The following is a 26,400-nucleotide window of genomic DNA, read 5'->3' as shown; positions in this document are numbered from 1 at the left end:
CCCGCACCGACCCATGCGAACCGTCCGGCTACTTCGGCGGCGCATAGTGATCACGGCGCGCGATACCCAGCTCCTCTCGTAGCGCGTTCTCGGTCAACGCGTAGGGATGCTCGTCTTCGTCGGCCAGCTGTTCCGGCGTATCGGGGTTGTTGTCATGGTCGATTGTCAGACCGACCGCAATGCGTTCGCGCTCGAACATGCCTTTTCCGGTCGGTGAGTTCGCGTTCGGACGTTCGCGATCCACGGCGTCGTCTCCGGTATAGACCTCGGTGATCGGCCGCATCGTGCCGTGCGTTTCGTCGTAGGCGTGGGCCGCTTCATGGTAGAGCGTGGTAATCGGCGGATGGTGATCGAACGCAGCGCCTGCGTACTCGGACGAGACCTCGGAAAAGGTAGTTCCGCGCGGGTTGTAAACGATCGTCGAGGCAGAACCGGCCCCGGGCTTGCCATCGGCGCCCAGATCCGCGGCGCGAGGGTCTGTTGCCACGGCCGAGTCCTTTCCCGTTGCGCCTTCGACAATGTTGACGTTGTGCGGTGTTTCGCCGAGACCGGCGAGCATCTGCTGCCCTGTCGGAGACGAACGCATGAACTCCAGGTCTGCTCGAACCCGATCCTGGAATTCAGGAGATCCGGTCACGGTGACGTTGTCCGGGATGTCGGTGAGTACCACATTGACGACCTTGTTGTTGCCACCCTGCCCGGCATCGGACACCGAGTCCTCGCTGACCTGCGCGTAGATGGTGTCGTTGCCGCCTTCGTTGCCGACGGAATCGCCCCCGCCACCGGTGTAGACCTTGTCGTCGCCACCTCCCGACTGCAGCCGGTCGTTGCCGAGACCGCCCGACACCGTGTCGTTTCCGAATCCACCGAAGACAGTGTCATCGCCTGCGGAGCCTTCGAGGTAGTCGTTGCCGTTGCCACCGAACATCGTGTCGTTTCCGTCGCCGCCGTAGACGACGTCGTCGCCGGTGCCGCCGCCCAGTATGTCGTCGCCCCCGGCTCCGTTGATGTAGTCCTTTCCGCCGCCACCTTGGATCTTGTCGTTCCCCGCTCCACCCTCGAGCTTCAATCCGACCTGGGTGCCCGGGTCGACATTGATGGTGTCATTTCCACCCTCAGTGAAGATCGTGATGTTCTGCGCCTGCTGGCCTTCGTATTCGTACTTCTGTCCGTTGACGGTGACGGTGACGACGTGGGTCTGAGGGTCTTCGTGAACCTCGACCTTGTCGTCGCCTTCGCCTGTCTTGATCACCACGGCTTTGTCTGTCGTCACGACGTCGGGTTGTCCTGCAGGAGCGAGGCCACCGCCCAGTTCTGTTGCCGCAGTCTGAAGGGCGCTGGCCGTCAGCTGGTCGCCGGCCTGCGCTTCGGAGACGATGGTCGCCACCGAGGTGACGATTTCCGCTCGCACGGTGGTGCGTCGCGCGCGTTCGGCATCGGTCAGGTCGGTGTCGCGCCCATCGCGCTGCCAGATGTCGCTCACGGAGCCATCCGCGGCGACCTCGAAACCTTCTGTGGCGGCCCAGGTTTCGGCATCGCGTGCGCAGGTTCGCAGTCGATCCATCGTGTCGGCGCGGTCGATCGCCACCTGTCTGAGGGGCTCGACGATTCCGGCGATTCGACTGAGCTCTGTCTTCGATTTCAGCAGACTCTGCTGCGCCGCTTCTTTCGCCGCACCCGTCCAGCCGGCCAGCGCGGACGACCTCGAGATATAGCCTTCGAGATCACGCACCGACGTACAGCGGTGCGACAGTGCGCGCGCCGCACCGACGAGCTTCTCGGAATCCCACGAAACCACGTCCGACCAGCTCAGAGCCATTACGCCTCCCGCTGGCTCGTGAGGGCCGCGGCAGTCGCTCCATCGACGGACTCAGCGCCTCGACAGTCTTGGTGACAGCGTCGGCACAGTCGCTCAATGCGGTCAGCACCGCGGTGCCGACCTTGTCGAATGTAGCCTTGCGATCGTTACCCGAATGCGCAGTTGGCACATTGTTCGTCATCGCTCGAAGAGCGAGCCCCTCGCTCGGATCCCGAGTTGTTGGATTGAAGCAACTTCGATCGAGAAGTTCAGGCCTTCAGCTACCCGGAGGGTCGTTGCTGGCGCGTAGGCCGTTGAGCGTTTGATCTGCTGTGAACATGATCATCGGTAATCGTTGGAGATGAGGTTGGGCCTCTACACCGCCCCGGCGCATGTGATCGAGTAGGCGGACGGAGAGGTACGGCAGGAGTTCGCCGTGACGTACCTCGGGCGGCTTGTCGGTGGCGAAATTGCCGTGAGTAGCGAATCCACCGAAGTTCGGTTTGTCAGCGCAAATGAACTAGTCAGCCTGTCGATGAACCAGAGCGTCCGGCTGAGGATCGAACATTTCAAGGAACGCCGAGCAGAACCGTACCTGGGTTGACAATACCGAGGGCCGTCAGGTGATGATGGCGCAAATGCGGTCAATTTTCTGGTCGGCTGTTAGAGGATAGTCGAGCTAGAGACAATGATTTGCTCGGCGAGTAGGCGCATTAAGGCAACCTCTTGTATCAACTGTTTGTCATGGGAAAATGGAATGAAGCGTGCCTTGGCGCCATCCTTGCTATGCACTAGAGCGTTGCGTGTCTTGTATATTCGCTTTGATAAGGCTAGATAAACAGACGCGCGGTCTGCATGGCTGAGATCGACGATATCTCCGTCGCAGAATCCCACTTTTTCCTGCCGGAAGAAGTTTACAAGCCCTGGCTCGAAGGCTTCCAGGTCGTCAGCAAGGGACTCGATATCGACGTGCCGCTCAAGTGTCAACCTCAGTGCTACTAGCTCGCTAATGACATGCTCGTCATTCCTAACTTGGATGGCACGTGTAACTGTGCGGATGACTTTCTCTACGTCCTTTGTTCGCTTGAAGGAAAATCCAGGGCTAGTTATTTGCTTCTGTAGTTTAGCTACCAGATCTTCATGATACACTGACTCAAACCAGTGCTCCGCTACATGGTAATAGGATAAGTATTCTAGCATCGGGCTTTCGGCGGAGACGCCTAACTGATAGTGATGTACGAGATCTGGAATGTACTCACGTCGTGGGGCATCCATATCTTCGGGATCGGAACGTCGTAGACGGGAGATGCGGGCTGGTCTAACCAGTTCTTCGATATAGCGCTCTTGTGTAATGGCTACATCAAGATTGTAGCCAACGCTAAATAGGAACGCATCGACAAGTCGCTGCCATTTGTCAGCCGGTACGATCGTTTGGGATTCTATACGTAAAGTGCGCAGATTCAGGTATCTCACGAGAACTTCTACGGCGTCGCCGATGGGTTCATCGGGCCGGGACATGCGCTCAATATAGTAGCCAATCGGCACGGCCCCACGTAATCTGCGGAGATCTGTACCTGGTGGTATGTTCAGTAACAGAAATAAAGCGTACGAGGAGGTTGCAGCCCCTATCGTATAGGATCGTCCCCCTTGGGGGTCGGAAACGCACATCCCTCTCCCGTTGCGCAGCACAGCGCGGTTCGCAAATCCTGAATCTCTCCTCAGGAGGACTTCAAAACTTCTGCCTAGTGCCACGGACGTCTCTTCGATGATTCTATAGCCGTTTACGTCTTCTAGGATTTCCGCCAGCTTTTCATGAGTTAGAGAAAGGGTAATCTCGCGACTCGATAATAGAAACTTGTACCCTTCCTCATCTACTTCTACTTTCGACCGAAGCAGTGTAGAGATCAGTGTGACTGCAGTGTCGATGTCAGCGGTGGCTCGCACTAGAATTCCTTAACACGATTGTGAACTGGTTTCATGATCATCTTGTGAGTCGCGCCGTTGGGGTTCAGGAGTCTCAGGAGTCGTGGGTGCGGGCGAGGCGGGTGAAATGTTCGTGGGCGAGGAGCATGTCGCGCTCGCGGTCTACGCCGGCGAACGGCTCGACGTAGGTGATGCCGTCGACTGTCAGGTCTGACGAGGGGAGGGAACCCTTCTTGCGGTATTCGGAGGCTAGTTTGGTGGGGAGTTGGCGGCCGTTGGCGTCGTAGAGGGCTTCGCGTTCGTATTTTTGGAGGACGGGGAATTGCGAGCGGTAGATGGTTAGGAGTTCTACGGCGGTGATGTTGAGCATTACGGCGACGATGGCGTCGATTTCGATTAGGGCTTGGCGGCGGTCCGCTGCGGTCCGATACGGGATGTGGCGGTCCCACTCCGAAGGCAAGATACCGACATTTGGGTCCCTCGGGTAGCCTGGATCTATATCTGGAACCCATGAGTTGGATTGCCATGTGGAACTGTGCAGCTCGTTCCACAAAGGCTGATAAGCGTCAGTGACGCAGTTCAATCTTAGTGCTCTGAGGATGAGGTTTGTCTCAAGGATGTGCCCTCGTATGTGTGGAATCCGAGCCAGAGTTGATGCGTTGATATGGCCATTGGTTGCCACTTTTATCAGGAAATCGCTGACAATTGATGCTGAGATCCCTGCGGCCACGGCGAGGTCATCAGTGGCCATCTTTGCCGAGTATACTGTTAGCACGTGCTGCGGGCCGGGGGGAATGATTGCAGAATGCAGGGTCCGGACCGTTGCGGTATCCGCCATCTCTCGCCATGCCAGCCGGAAATTGACAGTACTTGGCTCGCCGTCCCATTGTGAATAATTGGCCAAGTATTCCTTAATCGGTATCGCGCGTTGATAGTTTGTGCGCGGAATGAAGTTGGAAGAAATCGCTGTGAGATCGATGTCGCTGTAGTCCTGCTGATTCATTGCCCGAGCGTTTACCTGCTTAAACAGTGGATTTGCAACACTTATGTGCGGTCCCTGGTAGATAACATCTTGCCAGTTTGTTGGAGTGCTGGGCCGTGACTCGAAGTATCCATTTTTGCGGTCATTAGTTTCATTCCACCCCGGAGTCCAGCTGAAGTTGGTCGATGCGAGTCGAGGTGCCGCGGCGAGTTTGTCGAGTACGGCCGCGCATGCCTCGTTTACTGGATAGAGCATCCGTGACTCTATTTGCGGCGTTCCGGGCTCATCTATCAACGCTGACCACCGAGACAGGACTGTGTCGTCTACGCGAACGATGCGCTTCGAGTGGGGTCGGGTATCCCAATTGTCATTATTGTCGCGCACGCCAGGTTGGTCGCCCAGCCCGTCGTGAACAAGCGATCTTTCAATGACGCTTGGATGGTATAGCCAACTAGCCTGTAGGAAATTTACGCGCCTTTGCGGTTGGCCATACACATGCACACCGAAGTCGCGCTTGTCGCTGATCTCGCGAAAAATATACATATTATTCTTGAAGGCCCAGTGTCTGCGAAGCATACGGTAGGTGCTGGTGCGCAATGTTCGCGCCTTTACTTCGGTAAAATGACTGTCTGGATGGATTAGGGAAATTATTCCGTGTGGAGACAACGCGCGCGAAGTTTGATCAATGAAGCAGCGGTACAGGTCAGGACGTAGCCCCGTCAGGACGGGGTGAAGTGTGTCAGAGGTGAGAGCTGCGGTTAGGCCTGACTGCGCCGCTCGTTCAACTAGCAGGTTCGATCGGACTTCCATATCGGAAAGCGCCATCTCGAGTCTCTCCCGACGAACCGTCTCAGATAGGGCTCGTTGATCGAGCATCCACCACGGGTCGAACTCGGCAAGGATGCTTGATTCGTCCCAATCCGGTCGCACCCATGGCGGATTACCCACCTGCAAGTCAAATCCGCCGCGTGCGAAGACAGGAGCGAAGTCGATTTCCCAGTGATGGAACCCTTGCGCACGGGCGATCCTGGAAGCGATGTTCAGCCAAGGGAATTCAGCGGCCGCAGTTTCGGCGGACTGGGCTTGGGCGAAGACCCGGTCGTTGTCTTCCGCGATGTCGAGTTCGGACCAGTCTAGGTCGGAAGCGAAGCTGGTTTGGCCGTACTTTTCGAACTTGCCTGCCTTGGCGGCGGTGCCGAGGATCGCTTCGAGGCCACCGACCCATTGGTCCCAGTCCGGTGCCGTGATGTGTCCGGTGACTGGCCACGACCACAGAGAACACCAGGCGTCCATTACGCGGCGCAAGCGCTGGTACGAGCCGTTCTCGTCGTTGAGTACCGCTTCGATCTGTTCGCGGGTGACCGCTGGGACATGGTCGGTGGGCTCACTGCGCCACAGGCGCAGGTCACGGCGGACTTCGGACTCGGCGATGGTAAGGCGGCGGAGGGTGAAGTCCCACAGGGTTTCCACGCGTTGGGCGAGGGAGACCAGGCGTTTGGTGATGTCTTTGGAGGGGGACTTGCGGATTTCGTTGCGCCATAGGCGGAGTTGTTCGCGCTTCTCGGGGGCGTAGGTCTTGGCTTCGGCGGTGTCGACGACGGCGCCCCAGCCTTCGGCGGGGAGGAGGAAGTGGTGGATTCCCGCGCCGATTTCGGTGCCGAGGGGGACGTCCTTCGGGACTGTTTTGAGCCAGGCCTTCTTAGCGAGGTCGCTGGGGGCGTAGACGGCTCGGCGGGCGCCGATCAGGGAGTTTCCTCGGCGGAGGTGGAGGCCGAACCAGGGGGCTTGGAGGCCGGCGACCATGGTGTCGAGCCAGAGGGAGATTTCGGCTAGTTCTACGGCGGTGGCGTTGAGGTCGACGCCGTAGACCTGGTGGAGGGCGATGTGGGCCTTCACCTTTTGGAGTTCGAAGGTGTATTGGTCGGCGTCGATGAGTTCGCCGAGGTCTTCTTGTTTGCGCTTGAGGTATTCGGCGGCGAGTTGGCGGACTGCTTCGATGGCGAAGGCGCCGGAGCCGAGGGCGGGTTCGCAGATGGTGAGGGAGAGGATTTCTTCGGGGGTGGTGCGGTGGTCGTCTTGGTCGAGGAGTTCCTCTAGGGCCTGGGAGACGACGAATTTCGTCAGGACTTCGGGGGTGTAGTACGAGGCTGACTGTTGGCGTTCGCGGCCGGCGAGGCGGAAGACGAAGGTGCCCTTGGGGTGGAGTACGGGCTTGAGTTCGCCGGTGATGGGGTCTTCGGTGCGGACGAAGTCGGATTCGGAGAGGTGGTCGGCGCGGTGAACCGGGACGACCCAGGAGCCCTTTTCGGGGTTGCCGTCCTTGGCTACTTCGTAGAGGTCTTCCTCGGCGAAGAAGCCGGTGTAGGACATCAGGCCTTCGTAAACCGCGCCGAGCTGGTTGATGCCGAGTTCGGCGTAGCTGATGAAGCCGCGGTCACCGCCCTTGCGGGTCTTGCTCTCCTTGGTGAGGAGGAGGTGGGCCAAGACCTGCTGGGTCGCTTCGTTGCCGAGGCCGACTTCGTCGATGAGGGCGGTTGCCTTGGGGGAGAACAGGTCTGCGCGCAGCGGGTTGAACTCGAGACCGGGAGCCGGGTCGTCGGTGACGTTCTCCCGAACGGCAGGCTTGTGGCCCTGGTCGACGAGGTCGAAGAGCTTCTTCAGCGAGTCGTACAGATGTGTGCCGGTGCGGGCGTGGTGGGAGACCAACTCGGTGAGGGTGAGTTCGCGGAGGCGGTCCAGGCCGTAACCCTCCTCGTACTCGGCGGCGCCGGTGGGCAGCACCTGCATCTCCGGCGACGCCTCGGCGTAGAGCAGGAACAGGATTCGGTACAGGAAGCGCAGGGAGTGTTTGGCGAGGTCGTTGCCGTCGATGCCGTCCATCGTGAGGCCCTTGTTGCGGCGGCGGCGCACGACCTCGTTGGCGATGATTTCGATGGACAGGCGGATGCCTTCGCGCAGGTCCTTGGAGACGCCGACGGTGTGTTTCACCGAGTCTTCGAGGACGCTGGTCCACCAGATGTTGCCGTCGGCGTCGGGGCGGAGGGATTGGTGGCCGAAGATGGCTGCGGCGCGGTCGATTTCGCCGCCGCGGGCGTCGTGACGGCGTTCGGCGACGACCAGCAGGTCCATGGCGAGGTAGCGGCCTTCGGCCCAGCGTTCGGCTTCGGCGAGCAGGAGCCAGCGGCCGGCCTGGACGACGATGAAGGCGGGTGGGGTGTTGGAGCGGAAGGCGGCCGACACTGTCTTGGAGGCCGATTCGAGGGGTTTTCCGTCTTCGGTAGCGGTGGTGATCAGGGTGCCGGTGCCGAGGAAGTCTTCGATCGATTCGACGGGGTTTGCTTGCAGGAACAGCACATTGGGGGTGCCTGCGAGTTGGGCGTCGGGAATCAGCAGTTCCGATCCGGCGCGTTCGGCGGTGAAGGGGGTGAGTTCGCCGTCGAAGCCGAAGGCGGCGCGCACCTGGGCGTGCGCCTTCGGGGCGGCTTCGGGGTTCTCTGCCAGAGCGCCCAGGGCGGTGTGCAGTTCACCGGCGCTGGACAGCAGGGAGCTGCGGACTGTTTTGCGGCCCTCTTTGGCCTCGGCGTCCCAGCCTTTGCGCAGCTCCATCACCTTGCCGTGGAACGACTCCTTCACCGAATCGGTGGTGAAGTAGTGCTCGCTGATCCAGTCCTCGCCGACGACGATGGAATCGAAAGAGGCCATGATTACTGGTCCTTGTCTGCGACGATCACCAGCAGCGGACGCACCAGCTGCTGGGTGGGGGCAAGGGATTCGGCGAGGCGTTGTTCCTCGGCGATGCGGCGGGCGTAGGTGTCGACCTTCTTCTTCTGGGTGCCGAACAGTTCGAGTTGTTCGGCGCCGGAATACCAGCGGTCGGCGCGCTGCCGCCACTGCGCGAGGCGCTCGTTGGCGGAGCGTTCCTGGTGGTCGAGGACGAGCTTCATCGACTGAGTGGCCTTGTCGACCGCGATGGGGATCAGCTGCTGGAAACGATCCGGATCGGGGATCGGACCGGGGTTGGCGGTGTTCGGCTTCAAACCGGTCTCGGTGAGGAGGAAATCGAGGCTCTCCAGCGGGCTGGGGATCGCGAAGTTCGGGCGTTCGGGGTCAGGGAACTCGACGGTGGAGAACACTCGGGACACGAGCTGGCCGCGGCGGTTCATCAGGGTGCCCATCAGCACTACGGTGACGGCATCGACCTTGCCGCGGATGGCGAAGATCTGATTGCGGCCGAGCGCCGATAGGGCGCGGTCGCTGGCCCAGTCGAGGATCGGGTGCAGCGGGCCGAGGTAGTGGGCCTCGGGCCAGGTCGTGCCGTTGATGCCTTTGCCCTGGCGGGCGGCGCGCAGCTGGGCATCGCCGACCTGGGTGGAGGTGGCGAGCTTTAGGCGCTTGTCGATCTGGCCCTTGTCGCGATAGTTCTGTGGGAGCTGGGACAGGCGTTGACGCAGGTCCTTGGGCGGGATCAGTTCGGCGATCCCGTGATTGGCGTGCACGGACCAGCCGACCCCACCCTTGGCGGGCTCCGCGTGGGGAACATCCTCGAAGGCGGCGCGCAGTGCCTCGTCGAGGTAGCTCACGTCGTCGGGGTAGAGGCTCTGACGGGGGAGTTCGGGGAACGCCGGGGTGAAGTCGGTGTCGAGCTGGGCGAAGAAGGAATCGAAATCGTCGCCGTCGAGGACATCGTCAATGGTGCGGACCTCGGCGTCGAGTTCGGCCTTGCCCGCGAGCACATCACGGATTGCCGATTCTTCTTCGGTCACACTGTGTTTGCCCATCAGGGACGCCACATCGCCGAGCGTGGTGTGGGCCTGGTTTTCGCGTTCCAGCAGGCGTGACAGGACGCGCAGGTCGCCGGAGAATTCGGGATCGGAGGGCTCGAGGATCAGGGAGGAGATGACCGGCGGGTACTTCTGGCCGTATCGGTCGACGCGGCCGTTGCGCTGTTCGATGCGGATCAGCGACCACGGGATGTCGTAGTGGATCAGGTGGTGGCACTGGGCATGCAGGTTCACGCCCTCCGATGCGACGTCGCCGGTGACGAGAACCCGGATCGGGGAGGTCTCCAGTTTGAAGCTCTCCACGATCTCCTGCTGCTCCACATCCGAGAGACCGCCGTGCAGCATCGCGATACTCTCCCGCTTCAAACCCAGTGCAGCGGGCAGGGATTCGGTCAACCACTTCAAGGTGGCGACCCGTTCGGCGAACACGACGGCGCGCATCGACGACTTCGGCCCGACGCCGATTTCACGCAGACGATCCACCAAAGCGGCTTGCTTGCCGGCGGATTCGGTGAACGCCTTGTCATTGAGGTCTGCGAGGTTGTCCAGCGCGGCCAGCTCGACGCGCTGCTCCGGGGTGCCGTCGCGTAGTTTGTCGCGGCGCTGGTTGATCGACTCGCGCAACGCGGCCGGCGAGGACAGGAAGGCTTTGGCCAGTGTCCAGGGGAACAGGCCTTTGGTCTCGCCGGAGTACGGGCTGCCGTTTTCGGGATGCAACCAGACCTGCGAAAGTTCACGGGCGACAGCGTCTTCGGCGGGTGACGGACTGACGAGCTTGTGTACCGGCTCGGCGCGTTCGGCCCAGTCGCTGCCGACCTCCGCGGCAACCTCGTCGTGGTGACGATGGCGGCGGATCAGCAGGTTCTGCACGTCCTCTTTGGTAAACGAACCGTCGGCGGCGACCGCGGTGGGATCGAGCAGCCGCAACAACTCGGCGAAGGACTCTTCGCGACCGTTGTGCGGGGTCGCCGATGCGAGGATCAGGGCCTCGGTGTTGGGGGCGAGGACACGGGCCAGCTCGTTGTTCTGGGTGCCGACATTGGTGAGGTTGTGCGACTCATCGATGACCACCGCATCCCAATGCTGGCGAGCCAGATGGGCCTTGTAGCGCGGGCTCTTGAGGGTATCGATCGAGATGATCGCCCGCTTGTAATAAGTGAACGGGTTGCGGGTCGCGGGCAGCTTCTGGCGGACCTTCTGGATACCGGTCGAGTCCAACCGCACGAACGGCAGGGCGAAACGGCACCACAGTTCGTGCTGCATCTGCTCGAGCACGTGCTTGGGGGTGACGATCAGGATGCGCTCCCCGCGCCCACGTCGAACTAGCTCGGACAGGATCATGCCGATCTCGAGGGTCTTGCCGAGACCGACCGCGTCGGCGAGCAGGATGCGCGGCCGGATGTGCTGGGGGTCAAGGGCTTTGGCGACCGCTGCGCGCTGGTAGCCGAGGGAATCGGCGAGCATGCGGGTGGAGACGGTGAGGGTTTGGTCGCCGTAGGGGAACGGGGTTTTGCGCAGCAGGGCCTCGAGCCAGAGGCGGGAATCGCGGTAGCCGGACGAGCCGTCGGCGATCACACGCGCTTTCGCCGGATCCAGGACCTCGATGTCGTCGAGACTGTCGTAGAACGTGGCCGTGGTGTCGGCTACGAGCTCCGACAGGCCGCGCACGCGCAGCAGCCAACCGTCGGAGCCCTGCTCGGCGGAGGTCACCAACCACTCCTCGTCGCGCACCACGACGATCGAACCGGGGGCGACGTTGAGCGGGCGAGGCTCGACGGTGGTCATCAGGGGTACTCCTGGTGGGTCGACGGTAGAACGGTCCAATTTAGTACCCATTTGGGAGCAATTCGCCGTTCTGCATGTTTAGGGTCGAGGCTTCTGGGATCTCGCTGGTCACAGCGGTGGTGTTACTTACGGTAGGTGGAAGTGAAAACAATGTCAACCGATAATTCGGTTATCATTCGTGCATTCATCCGGGTGGTGACGCTATCTGCTGCCGTGCCCGGCGCTGCTACCGTTGTGCAACCAGAGGAGGGGAGCGATCGGTGGTAGAAGACTCGGCCAGCGCGCCGACCGAGCCGGGCGACGACTCCTATGTCGTGCTCCGCGCCGATGTCGTTGCATTCTCGGCGCCCCGGATTCCTGTACTCGAGGCCGAGGACCGGGCGCTGCCGACCGTGACCATCGGGGAACTCGTCGGAGCCGGCACGGTGGAAGTACTCGAATCGCCACCCACACTCCTCCCCCTCGGCACCGGGGCTCCGATGCTGAGCGCCAAGGATATTCGGATCGATAGGTCCCCGTCCAAGTCGGCGGACGCCGCAGTTCCCGGCGCGGTGACGACGCGGCCGGGCGACGTGGTCGTGGTGAGCGGTGGCGGTCCGACTGTGGTGCGGGTGTGCACGGTGTCCGCACTGCTCGCACCACGCGTGGTGCTCATCCGTGCGAACTGTGCGGTGGTCGACAGCTGGTTCCTGGCCGGAGTGCTGCAGGCCGCGATCGACAGCGTCACCGGAAAGGTCCCGGATCTGTTCGCCGTGGAGTTTCCGCGGATGCCCCTTGCCGAGCAGCGGCGGGCAGGTGAGGCGGTCGGCCAGCTGATGGAGCTCGAAAACATCTGGCGCCGGCAACGCGCTGCCGTCGAGCAATTGGTTCGGCAGGGCATCGCAGGACTTTCCAGCGGCCGGTTGTCGCCGGGGCCGGTGGCATGACACCACATATCGTCGCCGGGCGGTACGAGCTGATCGAAATCATCGGTCGCGGCGGCATGGGGCAGGTGTACCGAGGTTTCGACCGGCAGCTCAAGCGGCGGATCGCGGTGAAGTTCATCCATCCCGGACTCGCCGAGAGCGAGGAATGGGAACGGCGGTTCGTCCGGGAAGCCGAGCTGATGGCCCAGATGAGTCATCCCGGGATGCCCGCTGTATTCGACGCAGGCATCGACCCCGGGCCGCCGGAGCGGCCGTTCCTGATCATGGAATACATCGACGGGGTCACGCTCGACCACATCCTGGCGTCCCGAGGTCGGCTTTCGGTGGGCGCGGTGGCATCCATCGCCGCACAGACCGCTGCTGTCTTAGCAGAAGCGCACGGGCACAGCATCTTTCATCGGGACCTCAAGCCGTCGAACCTTATGCTCTGCCCCGACGGCACGGTCAAAGTGCTCGACTTCGGTATCGCTATCGCACTCGGCAGCGATCAGCCGAGGCTGACGCGCACCGGATCGGGGATCGGCACTCCCGAGTACATGGCGCCGGAGCAGGTTCGCAACAAAGCTGTTGTGCCACAAACAGATCTATATGCACTCGGCCTGGTGATGTACGAACTGCTCACCGGGCAGCGGGCGATGCTCGGATCCTCGGAAATCGACACGATGATCAATCAGATCAATGCGGAACCGCCTGTGGTGAGCCAGGTTCGTGCTGACGTACCCGAGGAGCTGAGTGTGCTGATCACGAGCATGCTCGCGAAAGACCACACCCACCGTCCGCCGGATGCGACCACGGTGTACACGGTGGTGATGCGGTACGTGGGTGCCGTGGACGGGCTGCACGACAATCCGCAGCCGAACAGCCCGACCCGGTTGTACGCCACCGCGGTCGGGGCATCCGCCTCGACGAGAACGGCAGTGACGCAACATCATCCGTCTTCACGCGTCCCAGTCGCGGCAGACTTCACTCGCGGCGACCTCGAGCGCGCGGTTCGGCAGGCTCGCGATCTCGCCGACGAATCACGCTATGTGCCGGCTATCGGTCAACTGAACACCGTGCTCGGAGTCGCGGTGCCACAGCTGGGCGCAAGAGACGCCGATGTCGTCGATGCTCGGGTTCGGCTGGCCGACTTGTGCATGGAGGCAGCGGATTACAAGCAGGCCATCGCGCACTACAGCGAGTTGATCGACGACCTCACCGCCGAACGGGGGCCGTACGACGACCAGGTGATGTTCTGTCAGCGGCAGATGGCCAATTGTCAGGTACACAATGGGCAGGTGCGCGCAGCACTAACTCGTCTGCGGCGGTTGCACGAACAGCTGGCCGCCTGGCACGGGGACGACGATCCGAGAGTCGGCCAATTGGCTGAGATGATCGCTCAGATTCGCGCGGGTTCTCGGTAATCCGGGACCTCACCCCAGGCGATCACGGTTCGTTCGGTCCCAGATTATGACGAGCTGGTCCCTGGCCCGGGTCGCCGCAACATACAGCAGCGCCTGCTCACGCCGTCGCTCGTCAGCTGAAACCGCCTCGGCCGCAGTGCTTGTCGATGCGGAGCCCAGAGGATTCTCCGGATCGATGCCGACCAGGATCACATGGGTGAATTCGTGGCCCTTCGCACCGTGCATCGTCAACACCGACACAGACGGTTTCGCACCAGAAGGCTCGGCCACCTCGTCGACCGCGATGCCGTGCGAGTGCAGATGTGAGCGGATCCGCTTACCGGCGCCATGCTTTCTGGTGAGCACTGCGACCGATATCGCCGATGTGCTTGTGGACAGCCAGCTTTCGACAGTCGAGGCGACGCGGCCCAATACCGATTCGACGCCTTCTTCGGGCAGGAGCTCGGGTTGCGGGCCGAGCCGCGATGATCGGTATCCCGCGTCCGCTTCCACCGCGCCTTCCAAGTCGTGGAAGGTGGCCTCGGCGAGGAAACGCAGGGCGAAGTCGAGGTTCTGGGCCGTAGTTCGATAGTTCAGCGTGAGGCGACGCGACCGGCCCTTGATCGTCACATTGTGATGGGCGAGTGTAATGCCCTCGCTGTAGACGCGCTGGTGGGGATCTTCGGCGATGAACAGGTCATTCGGGCCTTCGTCCGCCAGGCAACGGAGGAACCGCCAATGAACCGCGTGCAGGTCCTGACCTTCATCGACCAGAACGTGGTCGGCTACGGCCGGAACCTGCGCTTCCGCGTCGCATTGCAAGACCTCGGTGGCTACCGCAGCGACCTCCGGGAACGTGTAACGACCGAGGTTCATGCAGAAATCGCGATGCTCGGCGAAGACCTTCCACAGGTCCTTCTTGTCCCTGCGGCTCAACCGAACGCCCCGGCCGCGCCGGTCGACCGTGGCATAGTCCTCGAACCTGCGCAGCCGCCGTGCCAGAACGACGTTGACGTATTCGCTCTCGAGAAACGACTCGGCCGTCAGATGTTCCGGAAGGCCGTGCGACACCCGGGCGAGAGTGCGCCGCCACACCTCGGTGCCCTTCCATCGTGGCCTGTCGGTTCGGAATCGACTGTGCCCGAGGACATTTTCCGATGCCGTCTGCAGCATGCCCGAGTTCTCGACGACCGCAACGGCCAGACTGTCCACGCTTGCGACATGAATTCCCGGCTCACCCAGCCGCTCCGCGATAGTGATTCCGGGGGCGAGTGTCTCGAGGTTGCTGCGGAGCACGCGGGCCAGCACGCTGTTGAACGTGGTAAGCAGAATCCGCGCGCCGGGGTGACGGTTGGCGAGATTTCTCGCTCGATGCACCAGGATCACCGACTTCCCCGTGCCCGACCCGCCGGTGACCCGAAACGAACCACGAAGGTCCTGTTCGGCGTAACGACGCTGTTCGGGGTGCAGGAACGTGCGCCACGCGGCGATGTCTCCGGTTTCGATCACCCGTTGGAGTTCGGCCGAGTCCTCCGCATAGGTGAATCGCAGCTTCGACGCCGGGTGGGCGAGCGCCGCGATTATCCGGCGGTCTTCGTCGCCCTCCTGCTCGGAGGGGGCGGCGCCGAGCCGGTAGTTCTCCCGAATCCGATCGAGGTCGACGCCGACCATCAGGTCGAGTAGCGCGTTACCCTGCCAGCCGATGGTCGCTGAGATCTGTTCGGCGAACCGGATGAACTCGTCGCGGTCGGTGATGCGATAGGCCTGCTCTGCCACATCGCGATCGATTCCGAGGCGCTCGGCGAGCTCTGACGGACCGACGCCAGGCACCGCGAGCACCGGCCGCCGCGGTCGGACCGAGCCGACCGGTGGTTCGTTCTCGACTGCTGAACGTCCGATGATGCCCTCGAGGACACCGGAGACCGGATTGATACGCAGTACGGCCTGTTCGGCGAACGCGACTGCTTCGGCCGTGCGCCACGTGCCCATGTAGATGTAAGTGGTCTCGCCACGGTCGGGAATCACCTGGAACAGAACGGCGCGGTGCCGCCGGTCGACATAGCCAGTTCGGATGCGGGTGTCCACCGCGCCCGGCACCGTCTGCACCGCCGCACGACCCTGGCCGTCGTCCTGCAGCAGCGCGAGCAGGTCGAACACTCGCCGCCGGATCTGCGGTTCCAGGCGGGGCCGGACAGCTGTCGACGCGAGGACGAGCTGGGCCATTACGCGTGGACCTGCCACGGCAGGACGTCGCTGATCGTGTCGATCAGGGCAGCGATCTGATCGGGGAACTCCTCCGCCCACACCGCCAGGAATGCCTGCGCCACATCGTGTCCCGACAGGAAGTCGAGATCATCCCCGATCTGCTGCCAGATGAGGTGAATGTCGTGGTTGGTCAGGCTGCGCTGCCGGATCACCGAGGTGACGCGCTTCTGGTCGGCCAGCGGCAGGCGCAACGACCTGGTCAGCTTCGCCGCCAGCGCGTCGAGGCGGCCGAAGACATCCATGAAAATCGTGGCTTCCGGGTCGGACGAGCCCGGCAGGATGTGGATGCGCCGCTCGGGATCGGCGTCGTCCGACCTGTCACCGTCGAGGAAGCACACCGCGGGCTGCCGTGTAGTCGGCACCGAATTATGGTGCAGCGTGGTTTGTTTCGCGGTGCCCGCCCCGTTCATCGCATGGATCTGGATCGTGGATATCTCGATGCCGCCGTGCATACGCAGAGCCATGGCGACAAGGCTCACCGCGAACTCGTCCTCGACGAAGATCACCAGACGCGCGTCGACCTGCCCCGTGATCGCACGCAGCGCGCGTACGTCGAGTTTGCCCTGAATAACCGTGTCGCCGAGGGCCGCCCAGATCGCCTCCGGGGGTAGCGGTGCGAGTGCGTCGTTGGAGTGCGTGGTGAAAACCACCTGACACTTCTTACGGCCCGCCACCCCGATCAAGTATTCGACCATTCGCTGGGTCGCGACGGGGTGCAGGCCGTTCTCGATCTCCTCGATGAGAATCAAACTCTGCTCATCGGCAGCTTCGACTTCGGCGATGATACGGATGACGCTGGCCTCCCCCGCACCGAAGTGGAACTCGGAGTATCCGTCGCCACGGGCCGTGACCCCGGAGAACATGCTGAGTTTGTCGGTGGCGTCGAGATAGAGCTGCCGGAATCCGGACAGCGGTTTGCCGAGTACCTTCTCGGCCTCGGCGGCCACCTGCTGAGGAAGCTGGATCTCGCGAAAGGCCTCGTAGGTGCCGCTGATGGCGCGGCGAAGATTCTGCCGTTCGTTGGCGGGCACGGTTCGCTCGACACCGAAGATGAGGACAGCTCGGTCTACTGCCGAACGATTCCACTTCAGCCGCTTGAAGCTAGCGGTCCGAAGGATGGGCGCGCGTTTGTTCAGCGCCCGCTCGATCAGCTGGTATTCGATCGACCAATTTTGCATGCTGTCGTCGTACGTGCCGCTCTTGGCGAAGAACCGGCCCGGCGGTACAGAGCTGTAGGGCAGTGCCGCCGCGCCCAGTACGGTCGACTTGCCGCCGCCGTTCGGACCGACCACGGCGGTCACCGGGAAGTCGAAACTCACCTCGACGTCGACGAAACCGCGCACCCTGGTGAGGGTCAATCGACGCAGATACTGGCGGTAGTTCTCCTTGACCACCTTGGCAGCGAGATCCCGGATCTCTCCGGCTCGGATCTCGCTGCGATATCCGGTGGACGTGTTCATCCCCATGACCCACCCCGATTTCGTATCTCGGCTGAATCCCGCCCGAACCCCATCAAGATCGTATCGTAGCGTACAGAGAAGCGAGAATCGCTCTGCTGCAGAGCTTTTCAGGGAACTTCGACATAGGGGAAATGCGGCGCTCAGTCGGTGAGGTACGCAACCCAGAGGTAGTCACGTGGTCGGCTGACGGCTACCAGCATCTGTCTCGCCAGGAGCTCCGCTCGATCGCGCGCTCCGCCGGTCAGTTGGGTGATATCGCTCGCAGGCTCGTCGGTGATGTGGAATACCGCTGCGAAATCCATGCCCTTCGCGCGATGCACCGTACCCACTTTGACCGGGTCTACCTGGGTCCCGTCGTAACGCTCCAATGAGATCGTCTCGAAACCGGCATTGCGCAACACGCGCTGGGAGCGGTCGACATCGCGGTGTGAGTTGACGATGACGGCGATATCGGAATGCGGTGGCAATCCGGCGTTTCGGATCGCCTCGGGAAGTGCAGTGTTGATGTCTCGTTGCGAGAGCCGCTTCTCGACGACACAACCGTCGGGGAGCGTCGCGTCACTGTCGCGGAGAACGAAGCCGGGGCCGCCGTCGAGGTCGTCGACAGTGTTCCCGGCCTCGACACGCTTCGAATAGCGCAGGATCGCTTCACGGTTGCGATAGTTGGTCCGCAACACACGACCACGACCGCCTGGCAGCGGAATCCCCGCTTCGGACAGTTTCCAACCGCCGGAATACACCTGCTGCTGACCGTCGCCGACCAGCAGCAGCTGAGCATCGGGGCCGCCGCCGAGGATCTGGTGCACCAGCCGCAGCTCCAGCAGCGTGAAGTCTTGAACTTCGTCGACCACTACCAGCGCGTAGTTCTCGGTGTCGTCGAGCGGACGCTCCCGCAGCTCCTGGATGGCGAGTCCGATGACGTCGTTGAAATCATGGACTCCTCGCCCGTCCAGGCCTGCCTGATATGGGAGAAACCAGTTCTCCCACACATATTTACGGCGGCCGCCGTGCAGGCTGATTCCTTCACGTCCGGAACGTTTGATGCCGAGGTATGTCGCCAATTCGGTGATACCGCGACCCTTGATCACCCGGTTCGTTTCGTCCGCCCAGTAACCGAAATCGGTGCCCTCGACCTTCGCGAGGACTGCGCGAGCGTGCTGCCAAGCCTGCGCAAACGACGTGTTCACGGCGCGGTCGTCGAGGTTGAACTCGACCTCTCGACGACGGAGAAAGGCTCTGGCCCAGGCATGTAGACCGATGAACTGCGCGCGATCGGCCGCTTGCGGCGCCAACCGGGTGAAGCCCGACTGGTGGTACGCCGGCAATGTCTTGACGAAGCTGGTGAACAGCAGTCGCCCCGGGTTTCGCTTGGCAAAATGCGCCATGCGGTGCAGTGCCACCACAGACTTGCCGGTACCCGCCGGACCGCTGAATCGGGCAGGACCCGTGAAATTTGTGTGCACCAGACTGAGCTGGTCGGGATCGAGGAAGGTCATCCAGTCGCGGAACGGCCTGGCCAACGCATTGTCGCGGGTATCCGAGTGCAGGTCTGTCTCGTCGAACAGGCCGCCTGTAGTCACCCTCTCCGGCTCGGGGGCGTCGTTCGAGCTGATCCATTTGTGCCAGGTGAGCCGCTCCGCGGCGCTGGTGGCTACCTGGGTGACACGCCGTGGCGACAGTCGTTGTTCAGCTCTGGTGAGAGTTGCCAGAATCGAAGATTCGTCGACGACGAGGGCGGTATCCGGGGCTGGAAACGCCGAAGCTTGCGGCACAAGCAGCACGAGTTCGACGGTGTGCGGTACGAATTGGGCGCTGTCGAAACGTATTCCGGCGAACGCTTCCTCCGCGTGTTTGCGGATTTCTTGTAGGCGTCCGGGCTCGGGCGCGACGTCGGTGAACACCAGGGCGTAGACACCCGTCCGTCCGATCGCGTAAGCCGCAGCACGACTTTCGCGCGGTGCCTCGCGCTCGACCATCAGGTGCCATCCACGCACCGTGAGCAGACCCGAGAGGAACCGGCGCTGCGACGACGTCAGGTGTGGTAGGTCCGCGAGAGTGTGCTCCACCCAGTGGACAAGGCGTTCCCGGCTGATGTTCGGCATGACCCCCCGATCACTTCAATGCGTTGCCCTTCAACATAATTGACTGCTGCCGGCTTCGTGTGGTGAATCGCCGCACATCGGCCGGTGTGATGGTCGCCGGGGTCAGGGGCGGTCGACGTCGGGGAGAATGACCTCGGGCTTGAAGATCACCTTGTAGTGGTAGCGGTCTACCTCGGCGGGCTCGAGCTGTTCTACGAAGTAGCTGACGTTGTCGGACAGGCCGAGGAAGTGCTTTTTGTACTGATCGTCACCGGTCTTGCAGGTGACTTCGAGTTGCTTGTTTTCGTCCTTGATCGAGCACTTGCCCTCTACCGACAGCAGGTACTTGTCGGTGATTCCGTTGAAGAAGACCACGCGGCGGTTGATCTTGAACTGGTCGGATTCCTTGGACAGGTTCTCCGAGACCACGTCGGCATCCGACGAGCAGCCGGTGAGTGTGATGGCGGACAGTGCTGCGATGGCGACGATGAGCGTGGTTTTCATTCCCTACCCCTACCTCGGTGTATCCCCCGGAGAATGACTCCTGGATGACCGATTTTAGCTGGGGGCGGTTGGATTACCAGGCGATATTTGCTGGGGCACAAAGGCGTTGACTCGCCCATCGGCCAGAGAGTGAGGCGCTACCGATCGGCGGGTGAGGGTTCAGCGGTAGCCGATGATGTCGAGGGTGGCGTCGCCGATTTCCTCGTTGTTCTGGCAAACGACCAAGATCGATGCGGGGACAGAGAGGAGTGTCGGCTGAGTCGCTTTGGGGCGGCAGGTGGCCTCGATAGGGACGGCGGTGGGGGAAGCCGGATTTCGGCGGGGCCAGCGCGAAAGCCGTAGTGAGGTGTCGTATTCCAGCGCGATGACCTCCTCGGCGAGGACATGGACAGCACCGCTGTTCGGGCTACTCGGCGACATCTCGGGAACTCGGGTGCGCGAGGTGCCGTCGTAGGTGGTCAGGTCGACATGGCTCTGGCGGGTCGTCGGGTCGAAGAGCCCGACGAGAAGGTCCGATCCGTCGGCGGCTGCGGCGAAGGGTGAACCCGAGGTCCGGAGTGGGGAGGTGGCGAGCTGGTCCGGTTTTTCGACGAGCATGTATGCGGGGTTGTCGGGAGTCCAGAAGTCGATGAGCGTCATGTTCTGTAGCAGCGTCAATGTGGGCTTGTTCGAGGGCGAGGCGGGGTAGTCGCGGTGGCCGATCACACCTCCCGTTGCGGTGTCGATCGCGATAACGCGCCATATCGAGCCGCCGCAGCGGAGCACTCGATAGACGGCATCGGCGGTGACGCGGGTACCGACATCGCTGGAGCGGCAACCGGATTCGGCTACGGGTGTCACCCATCGGCGGGCTGCGGTGCGGGCGTCGTATCCCTTGACAGCTGTGTCGGTTTCCACGATCAAGGTGTCCGACGCGGGGGCCTCGAGGAGGCGCGCTGGGCTGTCGTGGTCGTCCGAGGTGAAATCCGTGTGGTCGTCCGAGGTCCACAGGATCTGGCCCGTGACGGCGTCGAAAGTGATGCGTCGGGTGCCGCTTCGACCCGTCCAGCGGGTCGTAACGATGGCACCGTCGGCGGCCGTGATGGCCGATCCGCGGTCGTATATCAATGTGCGGGTTCCGGATTGGGGTCTGCGCAGGTAGTGCCAGCGTGGTTCGCCGGTTGCGCCGTCGAAGGCCCGGAGGCCGTCGACGCCGATGACGAGGAAACCGGTGCCCGCCGCGATGACTTCACGTCCGGTCGCCTCGGGCCGGTTGTTCAGTGGCGGAAGCTGCAGTCGAAATGCTTCGGTGCCGAATCTGTCGGCTGCCGCCGGCACCGGGGTGGGGGCGGCGGTGCTGTGGTCGACGTTGAGCCTGTCGTCGCCGGCACGCACGGCGACCACGCTCACCGCAGCGGCGATCGCCAGCCCCATCGCCATGGCCGCCGTCGAGGTGCCCCGGCGAAGTGTTCTTGCTACACCCATGTGAAAGGCGAGAGGCAGCACCAGGATCGACCCGATCGCGACCAGTGCGAGCGCGCCGACCGAGGTGGTGAGTTGCTCGAAATACGGCATCTCGGTTCGCAGGGTGGTGTAGCTGCTCGGTAGGTGCTCGTTCCAGGACATCACGCCAAGGAAGCCGAGTACCAGTGCGACGGTTGCGGTGGCGCCGAGTTCCCATCGGTGATGAGTGCTCCACAAGTCGGCCTGTCGTGAGCGGCCGGCGAACCATGCCGCGACGGCGATGGCCAGTACCAGCCCACCGGCCACGGCGGCGGCTCCTGCGACGTGGCCGGCTTGCGCGTACGTGTCCCTCACCGCGACCGGCGCCGTGCCGAATCGGCTGAAGAGGCCGAGAGCAGTTCCGCCGGTCAGGAGGCCGGCACCGACAGCTCCCACCAGCGCTTTGTACCGTGCCGAGCGTCCTAGGTCGCGCGTAAGAGTCGGCAACGACGGGGACGGCCCCGTGCTCACTGCTGTTTCCGTGTCCCCCACGAAACCCCTCCTGACCGGCGCACTGGTGGCAGCTCGGCCTCGTTCAGCATATTCGGCGCGTCTATTGCCCGCCCGACAGCAGGTCGGCGAACTCGTTCTGCCCGCATTCTTTCGCCTGCACCGCGAGCAGCTGCCGCAACCGGACCGGAAGCTCGGTTCGTATCTCGCACAAGCCTTTCCACACCGACGAGTCCGTCGGCGTGAACGTGGCGACGAGGGCTTCGATGTCGCCGAACTCGTCGAGGAGGGTGAGGGACCGTGAGCGGGACGCGACGTCTTGGCGCAGGGCGATCTTCACCAAGGTTGTGGTGCAGTCGGCGGCCGGGGCGGCGGCCATCGCGGCGACGAAGCTGTCGTCGGGAAGGGTGCTGATCGCCGTGGCGAGAGTGTCGTGGGTGGATTCCGGGAGGATGTCGAGCAGCGGAAGGGCTTCGGGCCACAGGTTGTGGGTGGCGGCGGTCGCGACGGCGGTGGTGAGGGTGTCGGGCTGGTGCACGACAGGCAGCGACGCGAAGCGTTGGCGGGCCTCGGGCTCGAGGGCGAGGGCTACGGGGAAGAGGGTTTCCCAGTGGTCGCGGGCCTGTTCGATGAGGGTGGTGAGGACATCGTCGGGTTCGGTGGAGATCCGGGCGGCGACGGGCTGGAGTTGCGTGGGGGCGAGGTGTTCGGCGAGGGGGAGGAGGTCGAGCCAGAGGTTGTGGGTGAGGGCCAGGTCGGCGATCTTCGTGAGGACGGTGGGGTCCTGCATCAGCGGACGGGCGGCCAGTCGTTGCAGGCCGGCGGTTTTCATTCCTGCGGCGACAGGGAGCAGGGTGTCCCACGCGTCGAGGGCGGTGACGGCATTGAGGAGGCCGTCGAGGATTTCGACGTCCTGGGCGGCGACTTCGTCGGCCAGGTGCGAGCGTTGGGTGGGGCCGAGGGTGTCGAGCAGGGCGATGGCCTCGGGCCAGTGGCCCTCGGCGTTGGTGGCGTGGATGAGGCCGGGGAGGCGGTCGGTGATGAGCGACAGGAGGCGGTCGGCGGCGCTGGGGTCTTCGAGGTGGTAGCCGACGTGCAGGAGGTCGATGTCGGCGGCGTGGGGCAGGGCTACGCGCAGGACGTCGTCGGGGACCGAGGTGGCCAGGCGGCCCATGGTGAGATAGTCACGGCGGCTGAGCAGTTCGCGGGCGACGTCGGCGGCCATGCGGTCGGGGATCTCGGCGATCACCTCGGCGGCGCGGCGAGGGTCGAGCGTGACGGCGACGTCGGCGAGGAATGCGGGCGACAGGGCGCTGGCGATGGCGACGGCGCGGGCCGGGTCGACGGAACCGGCGATGGCGGCGGCGAGGACCGGGCCGAACGCGGCTTCGGTGATCTTGGCGGCGAGGGTCGGCGGCACCAATTTGGCTGCGGCGGCGGTCTTTTGCATGCGACGGGCCTCGCGGGCCGAGACCTGGTCACTGATCTGTTCGCGGAAGGCGCGCAGGGCGGACGGGGGGAGCGCGGCGAGGAACTCGAGATCGGCGGCGGGGCGGTCGAGTGCGGCGGACAGGCGGGCGATCTCGGCGGCGGTGTGGTGGGAGGCGGTCATAGTCCGAGCACCTTCTTCACGGCGGGGCGGGCCAGGCGGGGGATGAGGCGCATGCCGGAGTCGAGTGCGTCGTCGAGGGCGGTTTTGCGCTGGTCGAGGGCGGCCTGGACATAGGTGTTCAGGGTGGCGAGCTCGTCGGGCGTGAGGGTGGCGAATTCGGGTGGGGGCGGGGTGCCGAGCGTGGTCGTGAGCTGGTGCAGGGCGTCCGGCACAGGCCGTCTCCATTCGATGCGGTACGGATGTCGGTGCGGGTGACGATACTGGGCAGCGGAACAGATCGGCATTTGTGAAAGATTCGAAAATGATTCGCGCAGTGTGAAATTCGATCGACCATGGCTGGAAGAGGCGGACGGCTCCGGCGGAATGAAAGGCCTGTTGCGCCGGGCGCAAAGGGTGCGGGTCGAGCTGATGCGGACCCAGGCGGTCGGCAAGGCTGGGCGGGGATTGGCCGGGGTCTCCTGATTTCGTCGCGGCACGAAAGAGGTGCAACGGTGAGGTGCCGACAAAGTCCTCCGATCGAGATCACAGCGTGCTGGTTGCGCGATCGTCCGGCATGCGGGATGCTTTTCCGACCGCACGTCATACGTGCGGCGTGACATTTCCGCGACCATTTCGTAATGTAGCGGTGACCTTGTCCTCTACGAGTAGCTGGTGATCGACATCGTGCGTGGTCAACATCGCAAACCGGCGCCGCCGCGTGGGCGCGCTCAGCTTGCCGTGTGGAGTGTCGCTGCGACAGTCCCGGCCATGCTGTGGATGACGATCCGGCCGGGACCTGCGGTCCAGGAGGCTGCCGCGGTCGAACCGCAGACCACCTCGACAGTCGACCCCGATCCGATCGCCGCCGCGGCCGCGTTCGTGGAACCCGAGCCGGCGCCGGTTTCCGCCCTCGACGAGTCGGCGACGCTGTCGCTGATGCATGCCACCACCCCGTGTGACACCGAGTGGAAGGGCGTACAGCCGCACGTGGCGCAGGTGAGCCACCTGCTGCAGAAGATGTTCGGCATCAGCGATATCGGCGGGGCACACGGCCGCTACGACGGTGACCACGGCGCCGGGCTCGCGCTCGACGTGATGACCAGCGGCGGCGTCGGCGACGCGATCGCCGAATTCGTGCTGGCCAACAAGGAGCGCTTCGGCGTCACCTACGTGATCTGGAAGCAGCGCTACAACGACGGCGGCGGTTGGTCGTTCATGGAAGACCGTGGCAGCCCCACCCAGAATCACTATGACCACGTGCACATCTCGTTCGAATCTTCGGGTGCCACGAATATTTCCTGCTGAAATCGGTTGCTACCAGCCGTTTCGCGGATTCCCGTCGCCGTGGAATCGTGCCGTATCGGCCGAACCGGGCGACACGGGCGTGCTGAATCGACCATGATCGATGGATGGCCCCCAACAGCGCGAAATTCTTGTTCAGCAACGGCACCGACGACCGGGTGTCGCTTTTCGACGACGGGCGTGTGAAGGTCTGGTCGACCACTCATCTCTGGTCCGAAATGGGCCGCGAACGGCACAACGCGTTGGGCGAGACGGTACTGCTCGGGATCGGGCGCACACTCGACGTACCTGGACCGGGGGACCGGCGCCAGGCTTGCGATGCCGAATTCGCCCTGACACCCGAGCTCGGGCACACGGTCGCCGCGACCGTGGCGGCCGACAACGGGACGTTCGTACAGTTCTTTCACGACGGGACCATCGCGGTCGGCAACGACGGGCGCGATGTGGCGACGGTGTTCAACGCGGGCCGTGAAGCGACCTCCGAGCGAGGCGTGAACGGGGTCGGCGGGTCGGTGATGGTGACCTTCGGCGGCAGCTACCGGCCGAAGACGGTGCGCCAGAGCGACTACCAGGTCGAGCTCAGCGAAGCGACGGCGCCCCGGCCGAACCGGCTGTACAAGGACGAGTTCCTCGTGAAATAGCCCCGAATCGCCCCTGCGCTCGTACGGTGTAAACGGCAGGGGCAGGCAGAAGGATTCGTGGCATGGGACGGTTGACAGGCAAGGTCGCGGTGATCAGCGGCGGTGCGCGGGGCATGGGTGCCGCGCATGCGCGCCGATTCGTCGACGAAGGCGCGTCGGTGGTGATCGGCGATGTGCTCGACGACGAAGGTGCCGCTCTCGCAGGCGAACTCGGTGTGCGGTATCAGCACCTCGATGTCCGCGAGCCCGAGCAGTGGCAGGCGGTGGTGCGCACGGCGGTCGAGGAGTTCGGCGGGCTGCATGTGCTGGTGAACAACGCCGGGATCGTCAACGGCAACCTGCTCGTCGACTTCGCGCTCGAGGAATGGCAGCGCATCATCGACATCAACCTCACCGGCACCTTCCTCGGGATGCAGGCGGCGGTCCCCGCCATGACCAGCGGTGGGTCGATCGTCAACATCTCCTCGGTGGAGGGGATGCGGGGAAGCCCTGGGCTGCACGGGTACACGGCGACGAAGTTCGCTGTCCGCGGGCTCACCAAGTCGGCGGCGCTGGAACTGGCGTCGCAGGGGATCCGCGTCAACTCGGTTCACCCCGGGCTCATCAGTACCCCGATGACCGAGGGAATCCCGGCCGACTTCCTGCAGATTCCGCTGGCTCGCGCGGCCCAGCCCGACGAGGTGTCGGCGCTGGTCGCCTTCCTGGCCTCCGACGAGTCCTCGTATTCGACAGGCGCGGAGTTCGTGGTCGACGGCGGACTCACCGTCGGCGTGCCGCACAAAAGCTTCTGACGTCGGTGCCGTCGAAGGACGGCTTCAGTCATCTTCTCTCTGGACTTCCCGTGCTCAGTGGGCGCAAAGATGTAGTGGCACTACACACATGACACTACCGTTGCTAGGTGCCCTGCAGAGAACCCGCGAATACCGCCTGGAACTTGGTATATGCTTCGAATTGTGTCCCATCGAGCGCGACAGATGGGTCGAACATCTGACAGGTGACAGATTGTAAGGGCGTTCACGACGGACGTACGGTTGCCCGGTCAGCTCA

The 26,400-nt window shown here is 63.3% G+C and carries 16 protein-coding genes; 5 read left to right on the top strand and 11 right to left on the bottom strand.

All coding sequences use genetic code 11. From position 1 onward, the window contains the following. Positions 1-28: 28 nt before the first annotated feature. The 4 genes from ACSVDM_RS17865 to ACSVDM_RS17850 form a co-directional block, all read right to left on the bottom strand. Positions 29-1,819, bottom strand: coding sequence for a M91 family zinc metallopeptidase (locus ACSVDM_RS17865; protein WP_439266314.1), 1,791 nt, complete (start codon positions 1,817-1,819; stop codon positions 29-31). Positions 1,820-2,461: 642 nt separating this feature from the next. Further along, entirely contained in the window at positions 2,462-3,742 is a 1,281-nt protein-coding gene (locus tag ACSVDM_RS17860; RefSeq protein WP_439266312.1) for a hypothetical protein, read from the bottom strand. A 73-nt stretch (positions 3,743-3,815) separates the two neighbouring features. After that, positions 3,816-8,405 (bottom strand): Eco57I restriction-modification methylase domain-containing protein, encoded by a 4,590-nt coding sequence (locus tag ACSVDM_RS17855; protein ID WP_439266310.1) that lies wholly within the window; start codon positions 8,403-8,405, stop codon positions 3,816-3,818. A 2-nt stretch (positions 8,406-8,407) separates the two neighbouring features. Then, the gene (locus ACSVDM_RS17850; RefSeq protein WP_439266308.1) at positions 8,408-11,269 is read right to left on the bottom strand and encodes a helicase-related protein; all 2,862 of its coding nucleotides are present in this window, start codon (positions 11,267-11,269) and stop codon (positions 8,408-8,410) included. Positions 11,270-11,529: 260 nt separating this feature from the next. On the opposite strand from ACSVDM_RS17850, the gene ACSVDM_RS17845 reads away from it, so the two are divergent. Both ACSVDM_RS17845 and ACSVDM_RS17840 read left to right on the top strand, forming a co-directional pair. Then, the gene (locus ACSVDM_RS17845) at positions 11,530-12,195 is read left to right on the top strand and encodes a hypothetical protein (protein ID WP_439266306.1); all 666 of its coding nucleotides are present in this window, start codon (positions 11,530-11,532) and stop codon (positions 12,193-12,195) included. Continuing rightward, positions 12,192-13,598 carry a protein kinase domain-containing protein gene (locus ACSVDM_RS17840; RefSeq protein WP_439266305.1) on the top strand — a complete coding sequence of 469 codons (1,407 nt, stop codon included), beginning with the start codon at positions 12,192-12,194 and terminating at the stop codon, positions 13,596-13,598. Before ACSVDM_RS17845 ends, ACSVDM_RS17840 begins: the two co-directional genes overlap by 4 nt. A gap of 9 nt (positions 13,599-13,607) precedes the next feature. On the opposite strand, the gene ACSVDM_RS17835 is transcribed toward ACSVDM_RS17840, so the two are convergent. The 7 genes from ACSVDM_RS17835 to ACSVDM_RS17805 form a co-directional block, all read right to left on the bottom strand. Beyond that, on the bottom strand, positions 13,608-15,248 hold the full coding sequence (locus tag ACSVDM_RS17835) for a 3'-5' exonuclease (RefSeq protein WP_439266303.1): 1,641 nt from the start codon (positions 15,246-15,248) through the stop codon (positions 13,608-13,610). Positions 15,249-15,799: 551 nt separating this feature from the next. Next, a complete protein-coding gene (locus ACSVDM_RS17830) occupies positions 15,800-17,302 on the bottom strand; it encodes an ATP-dependent nuclease (protein ID WP_439266301.1) in 1,503 nt (500 codons plus the stop codon). A 140-nt stretch (positions 17,303-17,442) separates the two neighbouring features. Continuing rightward, entirely contained in the window at positions 17,443-19,278 is a 1,836-nt protein-coding gene (locus tag ACSVDM_RS17825; RefSeq protein ID WP_439266299.1) for a UvrD-helicase domain-containing protein, read from the bottom strand. A 228-nt stretch (positions 19,279-19,506) separates the two neighbouring features. Continuing rightward, positions 19,507-19,887, bottom strand: a complete 381-nt coding sequence (locus ACSVDM_RS17820) for a hypothetical protein (RefSeq protein WP_181699370.1) — start codon at positions 19,885-19,887, stop codon at positions 19,507-19,509. A 159-nt stretch (positions 19,888-20,046) separates the two neighbouring features. Further along, entirely contained in the window at positions 20,047-21,765 is a 1,719-nt protein-coding gene (locus ACSVDM_RS17815; protein WP_439266298.1) for a hypothetical protein, read from the bottom strand. Between the two features lie 157 nt (positions 21,766-21,922). Further along, a complete protein-coding gene (locus ACSVDM_RS17810; protein ID WP_439266296.1) occupies positions 21,923-23,431 on the bottom strand; it encodes a hypothetical protein in 1,509 nt (502 codons plus the stop codon). Next, positions 23,428-23,643 carry a hypothetical protein gene (locus tag ACSVDM_RS17805; RefSeq protein WP_439266294.1) on the bottom strand — a complete coding sequence of 72 codons (216 nt, stop codon included), beginning with the start codon at positions 23,641-23,643 and terminating at the stop codon, positions 23,428-23,430. Before ACSVDM_RS17805 ends, ACSVDM_RS17810 begins: the two co-directional genes overlap by 4 nt. 535 nt (positions 23,644-24,178) lie before the next feature. On the opposite strand from ACSVDM_RS17805, the gene ACSVDM_RS17800 reads away from it, so the two are divergent. From ACSVDM_RS17800 to ACSVDM_RS17790, 3 genes are all read left to right on the top strand, one after another. Further along, a complete protein-coding gene (locus ACSVDM_RS17800) occupies positions 24,179-24,715 on the top strand; it encodes a hypothetical protein (RefSeq protein WP_357152152.1) in 537 nt (178 codons plus the stop codon). A gap of 104 nt (positions 24,716-24,819) precedes the next feature. Next, the gene (locus ACSVDM_RS17795) at positions 24,820-25,353 is read left to right on the top strand and encodes a hypothetical protein (protein WP_439266292.1); all 534 of its coding nucleotides are present in this window, start codon (positions 24,820-24,822) and stop codon (positions 25,351-25,353) included. Positions 25,354-25,415: 62 nt separating this feature from the next. Next, entirely contained in the window at positions 25,416-26,144 is a 729-nt protein-coding gene (locus ACSVDM_RS17790; protein WP_439266290.1) for an SDR family oxidoreductase, read from the top strand. The last annotated feature ends 256 nt before the right edge of the window (positions 26,145-26,400 follow it).

Origin of the sequence: Nocardia sp. JW2, from assembly GCF_051843015.1 — a bacterium.
GTDB classification, from domain to species: Bacteria; Actinomycetota; Actinomycetes; order Mycobacteriales; family Mycobacteriaceae; genus Nocardia; species Nocardia coubleae.
This window is presented reverse-complemented; position numbering and strand designations above follow the sequence as displayed.